General features: G+C 64.5%; 20 protein-coding genes. 17 read left to right on the top strand and 3 right to left on the bottom strand.

Going from position 1 to position 17,551, the window contains the following annotated elements:
• Positions 1 to 55: 55 nt before the first annotated feature.
• From AC3QLZ_RS05580 to AC3QLZ_RS05555, 6 genes are all read left to right on the top strand, one after another.
• Positions 56 to 1,648: a nitrite reductase gene (locus tag AC3QLZ_RS05580; protein WP_235832414.1), complete on the top strand. Its 1,593-nt coding sequence runs from the start codon at positions 56 to 58 to the stop codon at positions 1,646 to 1,648.
• Between the two features lie 88 nt (positions 1,649 to 1,736).
• Entirely contained in the window at positions 1,737 to 2,075 is a 339-nt protein-coding gene (locus tag AC3QLZ_RS05575; protein ID WP_014238328.1) for a c-type cytochrome, read from the top strand.
• A gap of 210 nt (positions 2,076 to 2,285) precedes the next feature.
• On the top strand, positions 2,286 to 2,954 hold the full coding sequence (locus AC3QLZ_RS05570; RefSeq protein ID WP_152089586.1) for an energy transducer TonB: 669 nt from the start codon (positions 2,286 to 2,288) through the stop codon (positions 2,952 to 2,954).
• An 18-nt stretch (positions 2,955 to 2,972) separates the two neighbouring features.
• Positions 2,973 to 3,692, top strand: a complete 720-nt coding sequence (locus AC3QLZ_RS05565; protein ID WP_130458928.1) for a MotA/TolQ/ExbB proton channel family protein — start codon at positions 2,973 to 2,975, stop codon at positions 3,690 to 3,692.
• A gap of 10 nt (positions 3,693 to 3,702) precedes the next feature.
• Positions 3,703 to 4,119 (top strand): ExbD/TolR family protein, encoded by a 417-nt coding sequence (locus AC3QLZ_RS05560; RefSeq protein ID WP_014238325.1) that lies wholly within the window; start codon positions 3,703 to 3,705, stop codon positions 4,117 to 4,119.
• A 107-nt stretch (positions 4,120 to 4,226) separates the two neighbouring features.
• The gene (locus AC3QLZ_RS05555; RefSeq protein WP_014238324.1) at positions 4,227 to 4,622 is read left to right on the top strand and encodes a hypothetical protein; all 396 of its coding nucleotides are present in this window, start codon (positions 4,227 to 4,229) and stop codon (positions 4,620 to 4,622) included.
• A 63-nt stretch (positions 4,623 to 4,685) separates the two neighbouring features.
• Here the strand turns inward: AC3QLZ_RS05555 and AC3QLZ_RS05550 are convergent, their stop codons facing one another.
• The 3 genes from AC3QLZ_RS05550 to AC3QLZ_RS05540 are packed head-to-tail and all read right to left on the bottom strand — an operon-like array spanning position 4,686 to position 6,290.
• Positions 4,686 to 5,183: a copper chaperone PCu(A)C gene (locus AC3QLZ_RS05550; protein WP_130458926.1), complete on the bottom strand. Its 498-nt coding sequence runs from the start codon at positions 5,181 to 5,183 to the stop codon at positions 4,686 to 4,688.
• A gap of 25 nt (positions 5,184 to 5,208) precedes the next feature.
• On the bottom strand, positions 5,209 to 5,805 hold the full coding sequence (locus AC3QLZ_RS05545) for an SCO family protein (protein ID WP_152089585.1): 597 nt from the start codon (positions 5,803 to 5,805) through the stop codon (positions 5,209 to 5,211).
• Positions 5,806 to 5,813: 8 nt separating this feature from the next.
• The gene (locus tag AC3QLZ_RS05540; RefSeq protein WP_014238321.1) at positions 5,814 to 6,290 is read right to left on the bottom strand and encodes a hypothetical protein; all 477 of its coding nucleotides are present in this window, start codon (positions 6,288 to 6,290) and stop codon (positions 5,814 to 5,816) included.
• A 327-nt stretch (positions 6,291 to 6,617) separates the two neighbouring features.
• Between AC3QLZ_RS05540 and nosZ the strand changes: the two genes are divergently transcribed.
• The 11 genes from nosZ to AC3QLZ_RS05485 all read left to right on the top strand — a co-directional run bounded on the left by nosZ (position 6,618) and on the right by AC3QLZ_RS05485 (position 17,351).
• Positions 6,618 to 8,915, top strand: a complete 2,298-nt coding sequence (nosZ, locus tag AC3QLZ_RS05535) for a Sec-dependent nitrous-oxide reductase (RefSeq protein ID WP_014238320.1) — start codon at positions 6,618 to 6,620, stop codon at positions 8,913 to 8,915.
• An 83-nt stretch (positions 8,916 to 8,998) separates the two neighbouring features.
• Positions 8,999 to 9,310 carry a c-type cytochrome gene (locus AC3QLZ_RS05530; protein WP_014238319.1) on the top strand — a complete coding sequence of 104 codons (312 nt, stop codon included), beginning with the start codon at positions 8,999 to 9,001 and terminating at the stop codon, positions 9,308 to 9,310.
• 139 nt (positions 9,311 to 9,449) lie between these two features.
• On the top strand, positions 9,450 to 10,181 hold the full coding sequence (locus AC3QLZ_RS05525) for a c-type cytochrome (RefSeq protein ID WP_152089584.1): 732 nt from the start codon (positions 9,450 to 9,452) through the stop codon (positions 10,179 to 10,181).
• A gap of 189 nt (positions 10,182 to 10,370) precedes the next feature.
• Positions 10,371 to 11,354: a hypothetical protein gene (locus AC3QLZ_RS05520; protein WP_014238317.1), complete on the top strand. Its 984-nt coding sequence runs from the start codon at positions 10,371 to 10,373 to the stop codon at positions 11,352 to 11,354.
• Entirely contained in the window at positions 11,351 to 12,742 is a 1,392-nt protein-coding gene (gene nosD, locus AC3QLZ_RS05515) for a nitrous oxide reductase family maturation protein NosD (RefSeq protein WP_492783462.1), read from the top strand. Before AC3QLZ_RS05520 ends, nosD begins: the two co-directional genes overlap by 4 nt.
• A complete protein-coding gene (locus AC3QLZ_RS05510; RefSeq protein WP_205231381.1) occupies positions 12,739 to 13,611 on the top strand; it encodes a 4Fe-4S dicluster domain-containing protein in 873 nt (290 codons plus the stop codon). Before nosD ends, AC3QLZ_RS05510 begins: the two co-directional genes overlap by 4 nt.
• A 1-nt stretch (position 13,612) precedes the next feature.
• A complete protein-coding gene (locus tag AC3QLZ_RS05505) occupies positions 13,613 to 14,578 on the top strand; it encodes a NapH/MauN family ferredoxin-type protein (protein ID WP_014238314.1) in 966 nt (321 codons plus the stop codon).
• 102 nt (positions 14,579 to 14,680) lie between these two features.
• On the top strand, positions 14,681 to 15,550 hold the full coding sequence (locus AC3QLZ_RS05500; RefSeq protein ID WP_014238313.1) for an ABC transporter ATP-binding protein: 870 nt from the start codon (positions 14,681 to 14,683) through the stop codon (positions 15,548 to 15,550).
• Complete coding sequence (locus AC3QLZ_RS05495) at positions 15,547 to 15,981, top strand: protein NosL (protein ID WP_130458920.1); 435 nt, start codon at positions 15,547 to 15,549, stop codon at positions 15,979 to 15,981. The genes AC3QLZ_RS05500 and AC3QLZ_RS05495 overlap by 4 nt, the downstream gene beginning before the upstream one ends.
• Before the next feature lie 24 nt (positions 15,982 to 16,005).
• Positions 16,006 to 16,833, top strand: coding sequence for an ABC transporter permease (locus tag AC3QLZ_RS05490; protein ID WP_014238311.1), 828 nt, complete (start codon positions 16,006 to 16,008; stop codon positions 16,831 to 16,833).
• Entirely contained in the window at positions 16,833 to 17,351 is a 519-nt protein-coding gene (locus tag AC3QLZ_RS05485) for a TlpA family protein disulfide reductase (protein ID WP_014238310.1), read from the top strand. The genes AC3QLZ_RS05490 and AC3QLZ_RS05485 overlap by 1 nt, the downstream gene beginning before the upstream one ends.
• Positions 17,352 to 17,551 lie beyond the last annotated feature (200 nt).

Here is a 17,551-nt window from a genome sequence, read left to right as displayed (position 1 = left end):
GGAAAGCATGAAAAAGGGAGTTAGTGCCTTTATCTTTACGGCCCTCGCGGCCGCCATGGGCTCCGCTTTCGCTGCACCCGCAGCCAATGCGCCGAGCCTGACCAAGGAAGCCAAAGAGGCTTCCGCCAAGATCTACTTCGAGCGTTGCGCCGGCTGCCACGGCATGCTGCGCAAGGGCGCCACCGGCAAGAACCTGGAGCCGGCGAACACCCAGAAGCTCGGCCAGGGCCGTCTGGAAAAGATCCTGACCTACGGTACCGAAGGCGGCATGCCCAACTTCGACGACATCCTGTCCAAGGATGAAATCAAGAACATGGCCACCTACATCCAGCAGCAGCCGGATGTGCCGCCCGAGTGGGGCATGAAGGAAATGAAGGCCAACTGGAAGGTGCACGTGCCCGTGGCCGAGCGCCCCACCAAGCAGATGAACAACATCAATCTGCAGAACGTCTTCTCCACCACCCTGCGTGACTCCGGCGAAGTGGCCCTGATCGACGGCGACACCAAGAAGATCTGGGGCATCGTCAAGACCGGCTACGCCGTGCACATTTCCCGTACTTCCGCTTCCGGTCGCTACGTCTATGTGATCGGCCGCGACGGCCGTCTGGACCTGATCGACATGTGGTTCGAGAAGCCCACCATCGTCGCCACCCTGAAGGCCGGCCTGGAAGCCCGTTCCGTCGATACCTCCAAGTTCAAGGGCTGGGAAGACAAGTACGCCATCGTCGGTTCCTACTGGCCGCCCCAGTACACCATCCTGGACGGCATGACCCTGGAGCCCCTGAAGAACGTCTCCACCCGCGGCATCACCGTGGATGGCGAGTATCACCAGGAGCCCCGCGTTGCCTCCATCGTTTCCTCCCTGATCAAGCCCGAGTGGGTGGTGACGGTGAAGGAATCCGGCCTGGTCAAGCTGGTGGATTACTCCGACGTGAAGAACCTGAAGGAAACCACCATCGAAACCGCCAAGTTCCTGCATGACGGCGGTTGGGATGCCACCAAGCGTTACTTCCTCGTCGCTGCCAACGCCTCCAACAAGGTGGTGGTCGTCGATACCAAGGAAGGCAAGCTGGCCGCCCTGGTCGATACCAAGCCCAAGCCCCACCCCGGCCGCGGCGCCAACTTCGTGCATCCGAAGTTCGGTCCCGTGTGGTCCACTTCCCACCTGGGTTCCGACGTTATCAGCCTGATCGGTACCGATCCGGAGAAGCATCCCCAGTACGCCTGGAAGGTCGTGGCCGAGCTGAAGAACCACGGTTCCGGTTCCCTGTTCGTCAAGACCCATCCCAAGTCCAACAACCTGTGGGCCGATGCCCCGCTGATGCCGGAGAAGGATGCTGCCGAATCCGTCACCGTGTACAGCATCGACCAGCTGGGCAACCCGGATGCCAAGCCTGAGGTGATCAACGTCGCCAAGATGGCCGGCCTGCCGGAAACCAAGGGCGTGAAGCGGGTGGTGCATGCCGAGTACAACGAGAAGGGTGACGAAGTCTGGTTCTCCGTTTGGACGGGCAACAAGACCGAGCCTTCCGCCATCGTGGTGCTGGACGACAAGACCCGCAAGTTCAAGACCGTGATCAAGGATCCGAAGCTGGTCACGCCCACCGGCAAGTTCAACATCCACAACACCCAGCACGACGTGTACTAAGCGTTATTGTCGGAATCGTTGTCTAATGACCGGGGGCTGCGGCCCCCGGTTTTTTCATGGTGCACGCCTTTTGTCGAAGGAGATGAGGATGTCACTGACGACCCGAACCCTGCTCTGCGCCGCCCTGCTCGGCGTGGTTGCCGTACCGGCCCAGGCCGCGGACAAGAAGCGGGATGCCGCCATGCTCGAACTGGCCGAGCGGCACCGCTGCCTCAATTGCCACGAGGTGGACGTCAAGGTGCGGGGTCCGGCCTGGCGCGAGGTGGGGCGCCGCTACCGGGACGACCCGGAAGCCGAGGCCCGCCTGCTGGTGAAGGTGAGGGAAGGCGGCAGCGGCGTCTGGGGCGACGATTTCATGTCGCCCAACAAGCGGGTCAGCGATGCCGACCTGCAGGCCCTGGTGCGCTGGATACTCTCCCTGCGCTAAGACTGGCGCCCTTTTCCGGCCGCCCCTGCGACCTTTGGTCGCATCCCCTTGGCGGCCGTTGAACCCTAGAATTACGGGGTTCGCCACCCTCTCGCCAAAGCCGGCATGGCCGCCCTGGCGACGGCGTTTCCGGCAGTCCCGCGAGCCCTCGTCGGGATGCCGCTGCGGGGCCCCTCGCGGCCCGAAAAGGATCGTTTTCTGTCTGCTTCATTGCCCAGTCCATGGCCCTCCCTCTCCCGGGGGCGCCGGGGCTCGATCTTCCTGCTGGTGCTGGCCCTCCATGGGGGCGGTCTGGCCTACGCCCTGCATTCCGGTAGTGCCGTGGTCAGCGCCATGGTGCCCCAGCCGATGAGCGTGCGCCTCATCGACGCCGCGCCTGCGGCCAGGCCCCAGCCCGAGGTGGCGCCGCCCCAGCCGATGCCGCCCAAGGTCGAGCGGCCGCGGCAGCCCAAGGCGCCGGCCCCCGTGCCGCTGGCGAAGACGCCGGCACCGATACTGGCCGCAACGCCGGCGGCGGCCGTCAGCAGCGACTTCGTCGCTCCCGAAGCACCGCCCAGCCGTCCCGCCAGCAGCACCATTGCGGCCGCACCTACCCTGGTGCCGGCCCGTTTCGATGCGGACTACCTGCACAACCCGAAACCTGTTTACCCCCCCATGTCCCGCCGTTTCGGCGAGGAAGGCAAGGTTCTGCTCAAGGTGCGGGTGACGCCCCAGGGCACGGCGGAGCAGGTGGATATCCAGACCGGTAGCGGCTATTCCCGCCTCGACAGCGCCGCCCGGGAGGCCGTCCAGCGCTGGCGTTTCGTCCCCGCCCGGCGCGGCGACGAGGCCGTGGCAGCCTCGGTCATCGTTCCCATCACTTTCGCTCTCGACAGCTAACCCATTGCAGGAGTCCCCATGAACACCCAACTCGGTCTTTCCCATTTCTGGGCCCAGGGAGATGGGGTTTCCCATTCCGTCGCCCTGATCCTGCTGCTGCTGTCGGTGGCCAGCTGGTGCGTCATCGTCGGCAAGTTCATCGCCCACTGGCGCGCCTCCCGCACCCAGAGCCGGGCCCTGGCCGCCTTCTGGCAGGCCGATTCCCTGCCCGAAGCCTTGGAAGCCATCCGCCGCGAGGACGCCAGCGGCATCCTGGCCGGCCTGGCCCTCTCCGGCGCCCACGCCGCCCAGGCCCATGAGCAGCATGCGGCCCGGGGCATCGGCGCCGGCGTCAATGCCAGTGAATTCGTCACCCGCTGCCTGCGCCAGAGCATCGTCACCGCCCAGGCCCGCATCGAGCAGGGCCTCACCTTCCTCGCTTCGGTGGGCTCGACGGCGCCCTTCATTGGCCTGTTCGGCACGGTGTGGGGCATCTACCACGCTTTGGTGGGCCTCTCCGGCTCTTCCCAGGTGGTGCTGGACAAGGTGGCCGGTCCCGTCGGCGAGGCCCTGATCATGACCGCCGCCGGCCTCTTCGTCGCCATTCCCGCCGTGCTGGCCTACAACGCCTTTACCCGGGCCAACCGCCTGGTGCTGGCCCAGATGGACGGCTTTGCCCACGACCTCCACGCCTATCTCACCACCGGCGTGCGTCTCTCCAGCACCGTGCCCCAGGGCGGCCTGGTGCGGGTTGCCTGAGGCCGCCGGCATGGCTTTCGGATCCTTCAACGAGGGCGGCAGCGCCCAGCCCATGGCGGAAATCAACACCACGCCCCTGGTGGACGTGATGCTGGTGCTTTTGGTGATCTTCATCATCACCGCGCCCCTGCTCAATCAGGCCGTGCCGGTGGATCTGCCCAAGGTCAGCGCCACCCAGGTGGAGCAGAAACCCCAGGTGGTGCAGCTGGCCCTGGACGGCAACAGCCAGGTCTTCATCAACGGCGAGGTCGTGGCCGGCGAAGCCCTGGCCACCCGCCTGCAGGGCCTGGCCGGGCCGGAAACGGAACTGCACCTGCGGGCCGACCGCGGCACCCGCTACGAGAAGGTGGCGGAAGTGATGGCCACCGCCCAGCGGGTGGGCATCGCCAAGATCGCCTTCGTCACCGAGGAACCCGCCCGTCCTTGAGGTCGGGATTGTTCCGCCGGGGCGGGAAAATCCCTCCTTGCGCTTGCCCCGCTTTTTTCCCACTATGAAACAGGTGGGCATCTGGGCATGGGCGAAAGGAGGCGGGCATGGATATGGATGGCCTGGTCAAGGCGCTGGAACTGCGTTTTGCCTGCACCTGCTGCGCCGACGGTTGCCGCCTGCGTTCCTACCGGGGGCACAGCCTGCTCTGCCTGACCTACGATACGCCCTGGGTGCCCCACACCTGGGAGGATTTCGTCCGCTTTGACGACGGCACCCGCCGCAACATGCTGGAATTCCTGCGCCTGGAACTGGGCATTTCGGAAAGCGTGGAGATTTCCATCGAACATGCGGCCCGGGCCCTGCGCCTGCGCTGGATGCCCGTCGGCACCTGCGGCGTCATGCAGGTGCCAGACCCGCCCCTGTATTTCGAGCGCACCCAGCAACTGGACAAATACCGCACCGACGAACACGTCATGGGGCGCAACTTCAGCCAGTTCTGAAGCGCCGGCCAGCAAAAAGGGACTCCCGCGGGAGTCCCTTTGCTTTGCTGCGTCCGGACAGGCTCAGTGCTTCATGGCGCCGTGGTTGTGCTGGCCCATGTCTTCCGGCTTGGCGGCGGGCACCTGGATCTTGCGTACCGGGGCTTCGATCTTGGTGGAGGAGCCGTCGTCCAGCTTCAGGGTGATGGGCACCACGTCGCCTTCCTTCAGGTCCTGCTTGAGGCCGATCAGCATGACGTGCAGGCTGCCGGGCTGCAGTACGGCCTCGCCCTTGGCCTTGACCTCGATGTCGGCCACCGGGCGCATGCGCATGACGCCGTTGTCGTTGATGTGGTTGTGCAGTTCCACCACCTTGGAGACGGGGCTCTCGGCCTTCAGCACCTTGCGGTCGGCGTTGCCGCTGTTCTTGATGACCATGAAGGCGCCGGTGTTGGGGGTGCCGGTGGGAACCAGGCGCACATAGGGGTCTTCCACCTTGATCGGGCTGTCGGCCAGGGCCGGCAGGGCGAACAGGGCGGAACAGGCCAGGGCGGCGGAAATGAGGCGGCGGTGCAGTTGCATGGGGAACTCCTGTGGGTGAAGTCGGTTACTTGGGTTGGGGCAGCAGGCGCCGCATGGCGGCGGCCATGTCTTCCGGCGTCGTGCCGTGGGGCAGGGAGGCGGCCAGGCGGCCGTCGGGAGCCAGCAGGTAGACGAAAGAGGAGTGGTCCACCACATAGCCGCCTTCCGATTTGACCTCCTGCCGGCTGTAGCTGGCGCCGTAGGCGTGGGCAATGGCGGCGATTTCCGACGGGGTGCCGGTCAGGCCCTTGAGCTTGGGGTGGAAAAAGACGGCGTAGTCCTTGAGGCGGGCCACGCTGTCCCGCTCCGGGTCCACGGAGATGAACAGGGGCTGGACCTGGGCCAGTTCCGCCGGCGTCAGCTTTTCCAGGGCGCTGCCGAGGGCCGCCAGGGAGGTGGGGCAGACGTCCGGGCAGTAGGTGTAGCCGAAATAGAGGGCGACCACCTGGCCGCGGAAGTTCTGGGTGGCGATACGGCCGTCGGCGCTGTCCAGGCTGAAATCGCCGCCGCTGGGCGGGGCGGCCAGGGTCAGGCCGCCGGGGGCTGGCGGGGTGTCGCGGGAACAGCCGGGCAGGCCCGGGATGGCCAGGGCCAGGATGGTGAGCAGGGCAATGAGGCGCATGGTGTCTTTCAGTGGCCTTCCGGGGCGGCCGACTCGAAGCGGAAGGGGACGGCGATATTCTTGCCGCCGCTGCCGACCAGCACGGTGGCCTGCCAGATCATGGTGCCGGTGATGCAGACGGGCAGGTTGCCCTGCCCGACAAAGGTGCCGGCTTCCTTGGCGGCGGCCAGCAGGGGGCGGTTATAGCCCATCTTCATGTCCACCCCGGCAAAATCCACCTCCACCTGGCTGGCTGGGATGCCGCTGACCCGGGCGCTCAGGGTCAGGGGCTTGAGGGCCGGCACCGGGCGGGGACTGATGCTGAATTCCACTTCGCCGCCTCCGGGCAGGGCCGCCCGGCAGGGGCCCCGGTTCAGGTCGCAGTCCGAGAGGGGGGCTGCCAGGTCGGTCTTGGGGGTGAGCAGGGGGGCCAGGGTGTAACCGAGGCCGCCGAGGGCGATGACGGCGCCGAGGATGGCCAGGTCATAAATAATTTTTTTGGACATTCGTTGCTTCGGGGCTGGGGCAGGTAATGGGTACCGGTGTTGCGGAGGGCCGGCGGACCGCGTTAGGGCTTGATGGGCCGGGTGGCGGTGCCGCGAAGGCGCGTAATTCCTTGGCTATCCTGACACGATGACGCCAAAGCCGCTACTGGCTTGGCGATGGGCTCGATTCTCAACCCCGAGCCATTTCCCCAATTTAACCTGCATCAAAGTTTAGAAGTGTGGCGGCGCCGATGATGTGCGACATATTGCCGCATAGTAGGTGCGCACCCTATGGTGCCTAGGGCAATAGCAGAGAAATTTCCTTTATTTATCAACGGGAGAGTCAAAATGAAGACTCGTATGAAGCAGACCGTCGCCGCGCTGGTTGCAGCCGGTATCGGTTTCGCGGCAGCGGGGGCTGCCACGGCAGCAGAGTCCCTGCAGGACGTGATGAAACGTCGCAGCCTGTCCCAGCAGGACCTGCTGGCAGCGGCCAAGACCTACGTTCCCACCGGTAAGCGTGATGAATTCGTCGCCTTCTCCTCCGGCGGTCAGTCCGGTCAGGTGATCGTGTATGGCATTCCGTCCATGCGCATCCTCAAGTACATCGGCGTGTTCACCCCCGAACCCTGGCAGGGCTACGGCTACGACGAGAACTCCAAGGCCGTGCTGAACCAGGGCATGATCGACGGCAAGCAGATCACCTGGGGTGATACTCACCACCCGGCCATCTCCGAAACCGACGGCAAGTACGACGGCCAGTTCCTCTTCATCAACGACAAGGCCAATCCCCGTCTGGCAGTGATCGACCTGCGCGATTTCGAGACCAAGCAGATCGTGGTGAACCCGATCTTCAAGTCCGAACACGGCGGCGCCTTCGTCACCCCGAACACCGACTACGTCATCGAGGCTGCCCAGTACGCTTCCCCGCTGGAAAACAAGAAGTTCTACCCCCTCGAAGAGTTCAACGAGAAGTACCGCGGCGGCGTCACCTACTGGAAGTTTGACCGCAAGGAAGGCCGCATCGATCCGAAGCAGTCCTTCTCCCTCGAACTGCCCCCCTACAGCCAGGATTTGTCCGACGCTGGCAAGGGTCCGTCCGACGGCTGGTCCTTCACCAACTCCTTCTGCTCCGAGCGCTATGTGGGCGGTATCGAGAAGGGTCGTCCTCCCTATGAAGCCGGCTGTTCCGCCAAGGACACCGACTATCTGCACGTGATCAACTGGAAGAAGGCTGCTGAACTGGTCGCCAAGGGCATGGCCAAGAAGATCAACGGCCATAACGTCCTGGCAATCGAAACTGCCGTCAAGGAAGGCGTGCTGTTCCTGATTCCGGAACCCAAGTCTCCCCACGGCGTCGACGTGACCCCGGACGGCAAGTTCATCACCGTTGCCGGCAAGCTCGACACCCACGTGTCCGTGTATTCCTTCGACAAGATCCAGGCCGCCATCAAGGCCGGCAAGTTCGAGTCCAAGGACGCCTACGGCATCCCCGTGATCGCCATGAAGGACGCGCTGCACACCCAGGTGCAACTGGGCCTCGGCCCCCTGCACACCCAGTACGACTCCAAGCAGTGTCTGGCCTACACCTCCCTGTACGTGGATTCCCAGGTGGTGAAGTGGAACTTCTGTGAAGGCAAGGTTCTCGACAAAATCAGCGTGCACTACAACATCGGTCACCTGATGACCATGGAAGGTGACTCCGCCGATCCCAAGGGCCGTTACCTGGTGGCGCTGAACAAGCTGTCCATCGACCGCTTCGTGCCCGTCGGTCCCCTGCACCCGCAGAACCACCAGCTGATCGACATCAGCAACGACAAGATGCAGCTCCTGTACGACATGCCCCTGCCGCTGGGCGAGCCGCACTACGTTGTCGCCATCGATGCCGCCAAGCTGAAGCCCGGCGTCCGCTACAAGGTGGGTACCGACTCCCGCACCGACAAGCCGCACCCCGGCGCCGTCCGTGCCGGTGAGGAAGTCACCACCAAGAAGGGCAACAAGATCGAGGTCAAGGGTACCCTGATCCGTTCCCACATCACCCCGGAAACCATCGAGGCCGAGGTGGGCGACGAAATCACCATCCACCTGACCAACCTCGAACGGGCCCAGGACGAGACCCACGGCTTCACCGTCTCCACCTACAACGTCCATGCTTCCGTCGAGCCGGGCAAGACCGTCACGGTCAAGTTCAAGGCCGACAAGGAAGGCGTCTATCCCTACTACTGCACCGAGTTCTGCTCCGCGCTGCACCTGGAAATGCAGGGCTACCTCCTGGTCAAGCCGAAGGGCTGGAAGGCGACCAAGACGGCCGGTGCCGAGAAGGCGATCTACAGCGAAGACGACTACAAGAAGCAGCTGAAGAAGGTGGCCGATACCCAGGCCGTCATCGATCAGGTGGTCGGCTACATCACCTCCGTGAATTACAAGGATTTCCCGGACGTGGTGAACATGATGGACGACGCCGTCGATCAGCTGAACAAGATCAAGGACGCCAAGGCCAAGCATGAAGACGCTGCCAAGAAGAAGGACTGGAACCAGGCCACCCTGTGGGCCGAGCAAGTCTGGCAGTACCAGGTGAAGGCAGCCGACCTCGGCCTGCGCGCCAAGACCTATCTGGAACAGAACGGCGCCAAGAAGGTGAAGTAATCCGCCGGATTTGATTCAGGTAATAGTTGTTGAACGCGGGGAGCATCACCATGCTCCCCGTTTTCTTATGAAAGGGAATACCCATGAAAAAACTGGTGCTTTTCACCGCCCTGGCCGCCGCTGTGGCCGCCCCCGCCTTTGCTGCCGACGGCGCCAAGCTGTTTGCCGAGAAGACCTGCAATGCCTGTCACGGTGCCGAGGGCAAGAAGCCCCTGATGCCCAACTACCCGAAGCTGGCCGGCCAGAATGCCGCCTACGCCGAGCAGCAGATGAAGGACATCAAGAGCGGCGCCCGCAACAACGGCCAGACTGCCGCCATGAAGGGTGTCATGCATCTGGTCAATGACGAAGAAATCAAGGCGCTGGCCGACTACCTGTCCAAGGTCAAGCCCTGATCCGAATCCCCGGAGGACGGCGGTGCGGCTAGCTTGCCGACCGGCGTCTTTTTTTCGGATTGACCCGCATCAAATACAGGCCCCGCCGGGCCCGACTAACATTAGTACATAGCAATTTTCTCTCTGTAAGGGGATTCAAATGAAAAAGCTGATCATCGCCGCCTCCCTTTCCCTCATCGCCCTGGGGGTGGCCCATGCCGGTCCGCCGGCTCCCCACCAAGGCGGTATCGAGTCGAAGGACTACAAGTGGAATGCCCAGGAGGGCGAGAAGATCGAAGCCCTGAAGCTCAAGGGCGACAAGAAGCGCGGCCAGGAAGCCTACGAGGTCTGCGGCGCCTGTCACCTGCCTTCCGGTGCCGGCCGTCCCGATGGCACCTTCCCCCAGCTCGCCGGCCAGCACACCACCGTGCTGATCAAGCAGATGGCCGACATCCGTGCCGGTCTGCGCGACAACCCCACCATGTATCCCTTCGCCGCCACCCTGACCGATCCCCAGGAACTGGCTGATGTGGCTGCCTACATTGAAGGCCTGTGCATCCCCACCGACCACGGCAAGTATGAGGGCGTCGACGCCTCCATGCAGATCGCCAAGGGCAAGGAGCTGTACGAGAAGGAATGTCTGGAGTGCCACGGCAAGAACGGCGAAGGCGTCAAGGACAAGTTCTACCCCGTGATCGCCGGCCAGCACTACAAGTACCTGCTGCGCCAGATGACCGAGATCCGCGACGGCCACCGCCGTAACGCCAACCCGGACATGGTGAAGATCATCAAGAAGTACAACAACGAACAGCTGGTGGCCATCTCCGCCTACCAGTCCAGCATGACCATGCCTGGCTCCATGTGTGCAGCCAAGCCGGGCAAGAAGAAGTAAGCTTGCAACACTCTGGGCCTCCCCGCAGGGAGGCCCCGGATGAGGGGGAGGCCCGATCCTTCCTCCATCCACCCCTCTCCCGGGGAGAGGGCCTCCGGCGGTTCAGGGAAGGCCGGTCAAAAATAACTAGCACTACCATCCTGCGGCCGTCGCCGGTAAGCGGGGCTGCTTTTCGAGAGACAGCAGAACATGGATACCCAAACCAAACAGACTCGCCTGGTCCAGGGACTGACCCTGATCGCCCTGGTGGCCATGGTGGCCGCCTATTTCGCCCCCATCTGGTGGGTCTCCCTGACGGCACCGAACTACCCCAAGGACGCCTTTCCTGACGGCATCCGCATCCACTTCCATTTCGATGGCGTCTACAACGGCTGCAAGGCGGCCGGGGTCGGCACCCGCATGGCCAACGAAATCATCCAGCAGGACCTGGACGAAAACACCGAGCGCTACAACCCCATCCTGGATGCCAAGAAGGACGTGAACAAGGGGGCCCAGGGCCTGGACTGCGTCCACGAGATGAACACCATCAACCACTACGTGGGCATGTTCCCCATCGCCACCGGTGCCCCGGTGGAGAAGCCCCTGGCCAAGTTCTTCTTCGGCTTCTTCGCCGTCATGCTGGCCGGCTTCATGGTGACCAAGCGCAAGACCCGCATCCTGGTCCTGTCCGCCGGCTTTGCCGCCGTTGCCGCCTGGATGCTGGTGGACCAGTACGTGCTCGGCCATCTGGCCAGCCACGTCGAAGCCTACGTCCAGGAGGCCGGCACCTTCTTCAAGGAACCGGAGAAGATCAAGGCCTGGGGCGATAACGTCACCCTCATCAGCCACATCGTCATCGTCGGCCTGATCCTGGTCATGGGCATCGTCGTCGCCGGCGTTGCCAAGGTGCGCAATTTCAGCCTGCTGCTGGCCCTGGTGCCGGCCCTGCTGCCCCTCTTCTTCGTCGTCACCTACGCCGCCTGGCTGTGGTTCTTCGGCCACAACCTGCACCCCTGGGGCGCCTTCACGGTGAAGCCCTTCATGCCCACCGTCTTCGGCGAAGGCAAGGTGGCCCAGTTCTCCACCTACTCCTATCCCTACTGGGGTTACGGCCTGCTGGTGCTGATGTTCCTCAGCCTCATGCCGGCCCTGCTGATCCGGCGCAAGCAGGTGCGCGAGGGGGCTGCCGAGTGAGACGCCTGCTTGCAGTCGCCGCCTCGCCGTTGCTGGTGTGGGCGGCGGTAAGCGTTGCCGTGGGAGACCCGGATTACGCCCTGCGGGCCCTCGGCGCCGCCACCGATACGCCGGCAGTCGCATCCAGTGCGGATGACGGCATGGGCAAGCCTGCCGGCAGCGCCTGGGGCGCCTCCGGCGAGAAGGTGCCCCTGCCCACGGCGCCGGCGGTGGCCGGCATTCCCTGGTTCCAGGACCTGGTCAATCAGGCTCCCGAAGGTTCGGTGCTGAAGGTGCCGGCCGGCAGCTATTCCGGTCCGGTGGTGGTGAACAAGCCCCTGACCATCGAGGCCCAGGGCCAGGTCATCATCGACGGCGGCGGCAAGGGCACGGTCTTCGTCCTGGACACCAGCGGCGCCGTGCTGCGCGGCGTGCATCTGACCAATTCCGGCGGTTCCCACGACAGCGACGATGCCTGTCTCAATGTGCGCGGCGACCGCAACGTGGTCGACCAGGTACGCATCACCAACTGTCTTTTCGGCATCGACCTGAAGCAGTCCAACGACAACAAGCTGACCCGCAACTACATCCGCTCCAAGCCCTTCGACCTGGGCCTGCGGGGCGACGGCGTGCGCCTCTGGTACAGCAAGAACAACCTGCTGGAAGGCAATGAAATCGAGGATTCCCGGGACATGGTGGCCTGGTATTCCGACCATAACGTCTTCCGCAACAACGTCAGCCGGCGCAGCCGCTATTCCATCCACTTCATGTTCGCCCACGAGAACACGGTGGAGGGCAACCGCTTCTACGACAACGCCGTCGGCGTGTATCTCATGTACACCAACGGCGCCTACATCCGCAACAACACCATCTCCCATGCCACCGGCGCCACCGGCATGGCCGTGGGCCTGAAGGAGGCCAGCAACACGGTCATCGAGGGCAACGAAATCCTCTACTGCTCCACCGGCATCGGCACCGACCTGTCGCCCTTCGAGCCCGGCTCCAAGACCGAGGTGCGCAAGAACCGCTTCGCCTTCAACGGCATTGCCGTCAGCTTCGTCTCCGACCGGGAGGGCAGCGTCTTCGAGAGCAATGTCTTCGAGGGCAACCTGGCCGACGTGGCCGTGGCCGGGGGCGGCGGTGCCGCCCATAACCGCTGGCACGGCAACTACTGGGACGGCTACCAGGGCTTCGACCGCAACAATGATGGTGTCGGCGACACGCCCTACGAGGATTACGCCTACGCCGACCGCCTGTGGATGGAAGTGCCCTTTGCCCTCTTTTTCAAGAGCGCCCCCATGATGGAATCACTGGATTTCCTCGAGCGCCTGGCTCCCTTTTCCGACCCCGTGCTGATGGTGCGGGACGAAGCCCCGGTGTTCAAGAATCCCCGGAGGAAAGCACCATGAGTGACAACAACCCGGAATCCGATACGCCTGCCGGCAATGCTGCCAAGCCCGCCGGCTCTGCCAAGCAGCGCACTGCCCGCCGCCGCTTCATCCGCAGTTCCCTCCTGACCGGCGGCATAGTCGGCCTGGCCCTGCTGGGCTATCTGCCCGTGGCCCGGGCCAGCCGCACCCGCCTGCGTCCTCCCGGCGCCCTGGATGAAAAGGACTTCCTCGCCTCCTGCATCAAGTGCGGCCAGTGCGTCCAGGTCTGCCCGGTGCAGGCCATCAAGCTGGGCGATCTCACGGACGGCTACGGCATCGGCGTGCCCCACATCGACGCCCGGGAGCAGGCCTGCGACTTTTCCTGCGATGCCGGCCAGTGCATCCTGGCCTGTCCCACCGGCGCCCTCACCTACATCAAGCCCGACTTTCTGCCGGTGCGGCCCGGCGCCCACCTGGCCCGCCTGCCCATCCTCAAGGCCAAGGAAAAGGACCCGGAGCCCACCCTCAACTTGAAGGAACGCATGGGCCTGGCCCGCCTGGCCCAGCCCCAGATCTGTCTGGCGGCCCAGGGCAAGGGCTTCAAGGGGCAGGCCCGGGGCGCCGGCTTCAAGGGCACCATGCGCTACATGGATGTGGACCGCTGGAAACCCATTCCGGTGGCGGACCATCCCTACGAGCGGGAACTGTGCGACCTGTGCGTCACCGAATGCCCGATCAAGGACGCCATCCGCCTCAAGTTCGTGGACAACGGCGACGGCGTCAAACGGGCGGTGCCGGAGGTCCTGGAACAATGCGTCGGCTGCGGCGTCTGCGAAATGATCTGCCCCGTGGAAGCGGGCGGCATGGCCGCCATCGTGGTGGACGAACGCAAGACCTGGGAGGCCTGAAATGAAAAGCTTCAAGGAAAAGCTCCTGGTCATGCTCGGCCGGGAGCCGCAAAAGCCCGCCGCCTACAGTCCGGAGGCGGAACAGATCCACAAGCTGAAGCGCCTCAACAAGGCCGACTTCGAGGCCATGAAGCAGCACACCCGGGAGCACCAGCTGCTGCAGCACAAGTGGCGCAACCGCCGCTGGGCCGTGCTCATCGCCGTGAACCTGCTCTTCGTCGTCTCCTTCTGGCTGGACATCCAGATGCTGGAGGGGGCCCTCACCGCCTCCCGCTTCGTCGGCTTCCACCTGATCGATCTCAACTCCGCCCTGCAGGTGATGCTGGCCCACAAGCACATCATAGTGAACCTGCTGATCGGCACCGCCACCGTGTTCTTCCTCTGGGTCTTGCTGGGGGGGCGCACCTTCTGCTCCTGGGTCTGTCCCTACCACCTGGTGGCGGAATGGTTCGAGGCCCTGCACCTGAAGCTGGTGGAGAAGAAGTGGGTCACCGACCACGAGTTCCACCGGGGCACCCGCACCGTGTTCTGGGTGTTGTTCTCCCTGCTGGCCATCGTCACCGGCTACACCGTGTTCGAGACCCTGTCCCCCACCGGTATCCTGTCCCGGGCCCTGATCTACGGCCCCAGCCTGGCCCTGGCCTGGGTCTTCCTGCTGCTCCTGTTCGAAGTTTTCTACTCGCGCCGGGCCTGGTGCCGATATGTTTGTCCCATCGGCCTGACCTACGGTATGGTGGGCACCGTGTCGCCCCTGCGCATCGTCTACCGCCTGGACAAGTGCTTCCATGAAGGCGATTGCCGCAAGGTCTGCCTGGTGCCCCACGTTCTCGACGTGGTCATCAAGGGCCGGGCCGAGGAGGCGGTGATGTCCATCGGCCCCGACTGCACCCGTTGCGGCCTGTGCGTGGACACCTGCCCCAGCGGCGCCCTGACCTACGGGGTCAAGGGTCTGGACAAACTGCTTTAGGAAAAATGGAGCCGAAGGAGATAAATATCAAAGCGCCGCAGCCCGGGCTTTGGCATCCTGCGGCCTTGGCCCTGTAACGCTTTGCGAGAAATCTCCTTTCCCATGATCCGTTTCGACAACGTCAGCAAGATTTTCAAGAAGGCCCAGGTGCTGGCCGGAGTCAGCCTGGACATCCAGCTGGGCGAGCGCATTGCCCTGATCGGCTCCAACGGTGCCGGCAAGACCACCCTGATCCGCTGCCTGCTGGGGGAATACACCTACGGCGGCGAGGTCAGCATCGACGGCAAGGCGCCCCGGACCCATCGGGCCGACGTGCTGGGCAAGGTAGGCTTCGTGCCCCAGCTGCCGCCGCCCCTGAAAATGCCCGTGGGCCAGCTGGTGACTTTCGCCGCTGCCGTGTGCAAGTCCGATCCCCGGCGCATCCACGCCATCGCCGACCGCCTCGGCCTGGACGTGGACGCCATCGCCGCCCGTCCCTTCAACCGCCTTTCCGGCGGCATGAAGCAGAAGCTGCTGATCGCCATCGCCCTGGGGCGCGACACCCAGGTGCTGGTGATGGACGAACCGGCCGCCAACCTGGACCCGGAAGCCCGTCACATCTTCTTCCAGCTCTTGGCCGAGCGCCAGGACAACTGCACCATGATCATTTCCAGCCACCGTCTCGACGAGGTGGCGGCCCTGGTGAACCGGGTGATCGAGATGGACATGGGCAAGGTGGTGCTGGACGACCGGGTGGCCGACGATTCCGGCATGGATACCCTGCTCGACTGCCATGTGGACCTGCGCCGGGCCGACCCGGCCATCGCCAAGGCCCTGGAAGGCTGGGGCTTCGCCGCCCGCAACGAGGGCCTCTCCTGGCACGGCCAGGTGGCCGGCCCGGACCGCCTGCGCTTCCTCGGCATGGTGTCGCGCTACGTCGGCCTGCTGACCCGCATCGACATGCAGGAGGTCACGGGAGTGACCCTGCAATGAAGCGCCGCACCTTCCTCTTCTCGGTGCCGGCCGGCGTTTTCGTCTCCCTCGCCGGCTGCGGCGGCCAGCCCAGCAGCGGCCCGGTGGAAATCAAGTGGGACCGGGACGGCTGCACCCGCTGCGGCATGGCCATCAGCGACAAGGCCTACGCGGCCCAGATCCGCGATCCCCACAGCAAGAAGGTCTACAAGTTCGACGATTTCGGCTGCGCCATTTTCTGGAGCGAGCACCAGCCCTGGTCGTCGGACCCGCGCATGGAATTCTGGATCGCCGATTCCCGCGACGGCCGCTGGCTCGACGCACGCAAGGCCTATTACGTGAGCGGCAAGCGCACTCCCATGGCCTACGGCTTCGGGGCCGTGGCCGACAAGGTGGAGGGCAGCATCGGCTTCGACGAAGCGAAGAAGCAGGTCCTCGCCAAAGGCAAATAAAAACACTCAGGGAATAGGACAGCAATGAAAACCCTCTGGCTCACCGCCAAACTCGACATCGTGGAATCCCTGCGGGCCCGCTGGTTCCTCATCTACAGCCTGGTCTTCGGCGGCATCGTGGCCCTGCTGTTCGCCTTCGGCCTGACCGAATCCCGGGTCCTGGGCTTCATTGGCCTGTCCCGCCTGCTGGTGACCTACATCCAGCTGGCCATGGCCATCCTGCCCATCTTCGTCCTCGTCACCACCGTGCGCTCCGTCGCCGGCGACCGGGAGGCGGGGGTCTTCGAATATCTGCTGTCCCTGCCCGTGGGCCTGGCGGCCTGGTTCTGGGGCAAGTTCCTGGGCCGCTACGTCACCATCTTCCTGCCGGTCTTCGTCGCCATGCTGGGCGCCGTGCTGTGGGCCCTGATCAAGGGCATCGAAGTGCCCTGGGGCATGTTCGTCTATTACACCGCCCTGCTGGCCGCCATGGCCTGGTGCTTCCTCGGTATCGGCATGCTCATCTCCACCCTGGCCCGCAGCACCGACGTGGCTCAGGGCACGGCCTTCATGGTCTGGCTGCTGATGCTGGTGTTCCTCGACCTGATCCTCCTCGGCGTCCTGATCCAGGGCCAGGTCAGCCCGGAAACGGTGATCGGCATCGCCCTGGCCAACCCCCTGCAGGTGTTCCGCACCGCGGCCCTGGCCCTCTTCGACCCCCAGTTGATCGTCCTCGGGCCCTCCGCGTACGTGATCCTGGATACCTTTGGCGTTCTCGGTTACAAGGTTTATGCTTTGGCCTATCCGGTCCTCCTGGGCAGCGCTGCCGCCCTGGCCGGCTTCCTGACTTTCCGCAAAACCGACCTGCCCTGATGCCCATGCTGCCCTTGCGTTCCTCCCTCGCCGCCCTGGCCTCCGCCCTGCTGTTTGCCGCTCCCCTGGCGGCTGTTGCCGAAGAGCAGGCCTCCGCGGCGCCGCTCTTCGCCGCCAGTTTTCCCGATACCGCCGGCGAGAAGGTGAATCTGGAACGCTATCGGGGCAAGCCCCTGGTGGTGAATTTCTGGGCCCGCTGGTGTGGCCCCTGCCGCAAGGAAATTCCCGATCTGGTGAGCATCCAGAACAAGTACAAGGCCAAGGGCCTGACCATCGTCGGCGTGGCGGTGGAAGAGGGCAAGGAGGCGGTGAAGGAATTCGCCTCTGCCTACGAGGTGAATTACCCGGTGCTGGTTTCCGGCCTGCAGCCCGGGCTGGACCTGATGCGCCAGCTGGGCAACGAGAAGGCCGGCCTGCCCTACACGGTGATCCTGGACCGCCAGGGCCACATCGTCGCCCGCAAGCTGGGCGGCATGAAGCTGGAAGACCTGGACAAGGCCCTGGCGCCCCTGTTCTGAGCGGCGGGCCTCGCCCCGCTGTTTTTCCCCCGACTTTTCCTGGCCGCACCGGGTCCCCGGCGCGGTGTCTGTCGTCCGTTTGTCCGGCGTTTCCCTGATCCAGCCGCGGCGCCCTTCGTGGGACAATGGGCTTCGCCGGGCGAAAGGTCAGCGCGTGTCGGCCCGATCCCGGCGGATGTCGAGGGGAGGGGAGTGCGTGG

The sequence above is a fragment of the Azospira sp. MPR-LB4 genome, assembly GCF_058809525.1.
This window is presented reverse-complemented; position numbering and strand designations above follow the sequence as displayed.

Bases quoted from the DNA above. Each gene is read 5' to 3' on its own strand.
- AC3QLZ_RS05580 (WP_235832414.1), top strand. From the start codon at position 56: ATGGGCTCCGCTTTCGCTGCACCCGCAGCCAATGCGCCGAGCCTGACC.
- AC3QLZ_RS05575 (WP_014238328.1), top strand. From the start codon at position 1,737: ATGTCACTGACGACCCGAACCCTGCTCTGCGCCGCCCTGCTCGGCGTG.
- AC3QLZ_RS05565 (WP_130458928.1), top strand. From the start codon at position 2,973: ATGAACACCCAACTCGGTCTTTCCCATTTCTGGGCCCAGGGAGATGGG.
- AC3QLZ_RS05560 (WP_014238325.1), top strand. From the start codon at position 3,703: ATGGCTTTCGGATCCTTCAACGAGGGCGGCAGCGCCCAGCCCATGGCG.
- AC3QLZ_RS05555 (WP_014238324.1), top strand. From the start codon at position 4,227: ATGGATATGGATGGCCTGGTCAAGGCGCTGGAACTGCGTTTTGCCTGC.
- AC3QLZ_RS05550 (WP_130458926.1), bottom strand. From the start codon at position 5,183: ATGCAACTGCACCGCCGCCTCATTTCCGCCGCCCTGGCCTGTTCCGCC.
- AC3QLZ_RS05545 (WP_152089585.1), bottom strand. From the start codon at position 5,805: ATGCGCCTCATTGCCCTGCTCACCATCCTGGCCCTGGCCATCCCGGGC.
- AC3QLZ_RS05540 (WP_014238321.1), bottom strand. From the start codon at position 6,290: ATGTCCAAAAAAATTATTTATGACCTGGCCATCCTCGGCGCCGTCATC.
- nosZ (WP_014238320.1), top strand. From the start codon at position 6,618: ATGAAGACTCGTATGAAGCAGACCGTCGCCGCGCTGGTTGCAGCCGGT.
- AC3QLZ_RS05530 (WP_014238319.1), top strand. From the start codon at position 8,999: ATGAAAAAACTGGTGCTTTTCACCGCCCTGGCCGCCGCTGTGGCCGCC.
- AC3QLZ_RS05525 (WP_152089584.1), top strand. From the start codon at position 9,450: ATGAAAAAGCTGATCATCGCCGCCTCCCTTTCCCTCATCGCCCTGGGG.
- AC3QLZ_RS05520 (WP_014238317.1), top strand. From the start codon at position 10,371: ATGGATACCCAAACCAAACAGACTCGCCTGGTCCAGGGACTGACCCTG.
- AC3QLZ_RS05510 (WP_205231381.1), top strand. From the start codon at position 12,739: ATGAGTGACAACAACCCGGAATCCGATACGCCTGCCGGCAATGCTGCC.
- AC3QLZ_RS05505 (WP_014238314.1), top strand. From the start codon at position 13,613: ATGAAAAGCTTCAAGGAAAAGCTCCTGGTCATGCTCGGCCGGGAGCCG.
- AC3QLZ_RS05500 (WP_014238313.1), top strand. From the start codon at position 14,681: ATGATCCGTTTCGACAACGTCAGCAAGATTTTCAAGAAGGCCCAGGTG.
- AC3QLZ_RS05495 (WP_130458920.1), top strand. From the start codon at position 15,547: ATGAAGCGCCGCACCTTCCTCTTCTCGGTGCCGGCCGGCGTTTTCGTC.
- AC3QLZ_RS05490 (WP_014238311.1), top strand. From the start codon at position 16,006: ATGAAAACCCTCTGGCTCACCGCCAAACTCGACATCGTGGAATCCCTG.
- AC3QLZ_RS05485 (WP_014238310.1), top strand. From the start codon at position 16,833: ATGCCCATGCTGCCCTTGCGTTCCTCCCTCGCCGCCCTGGCCTCCGCC.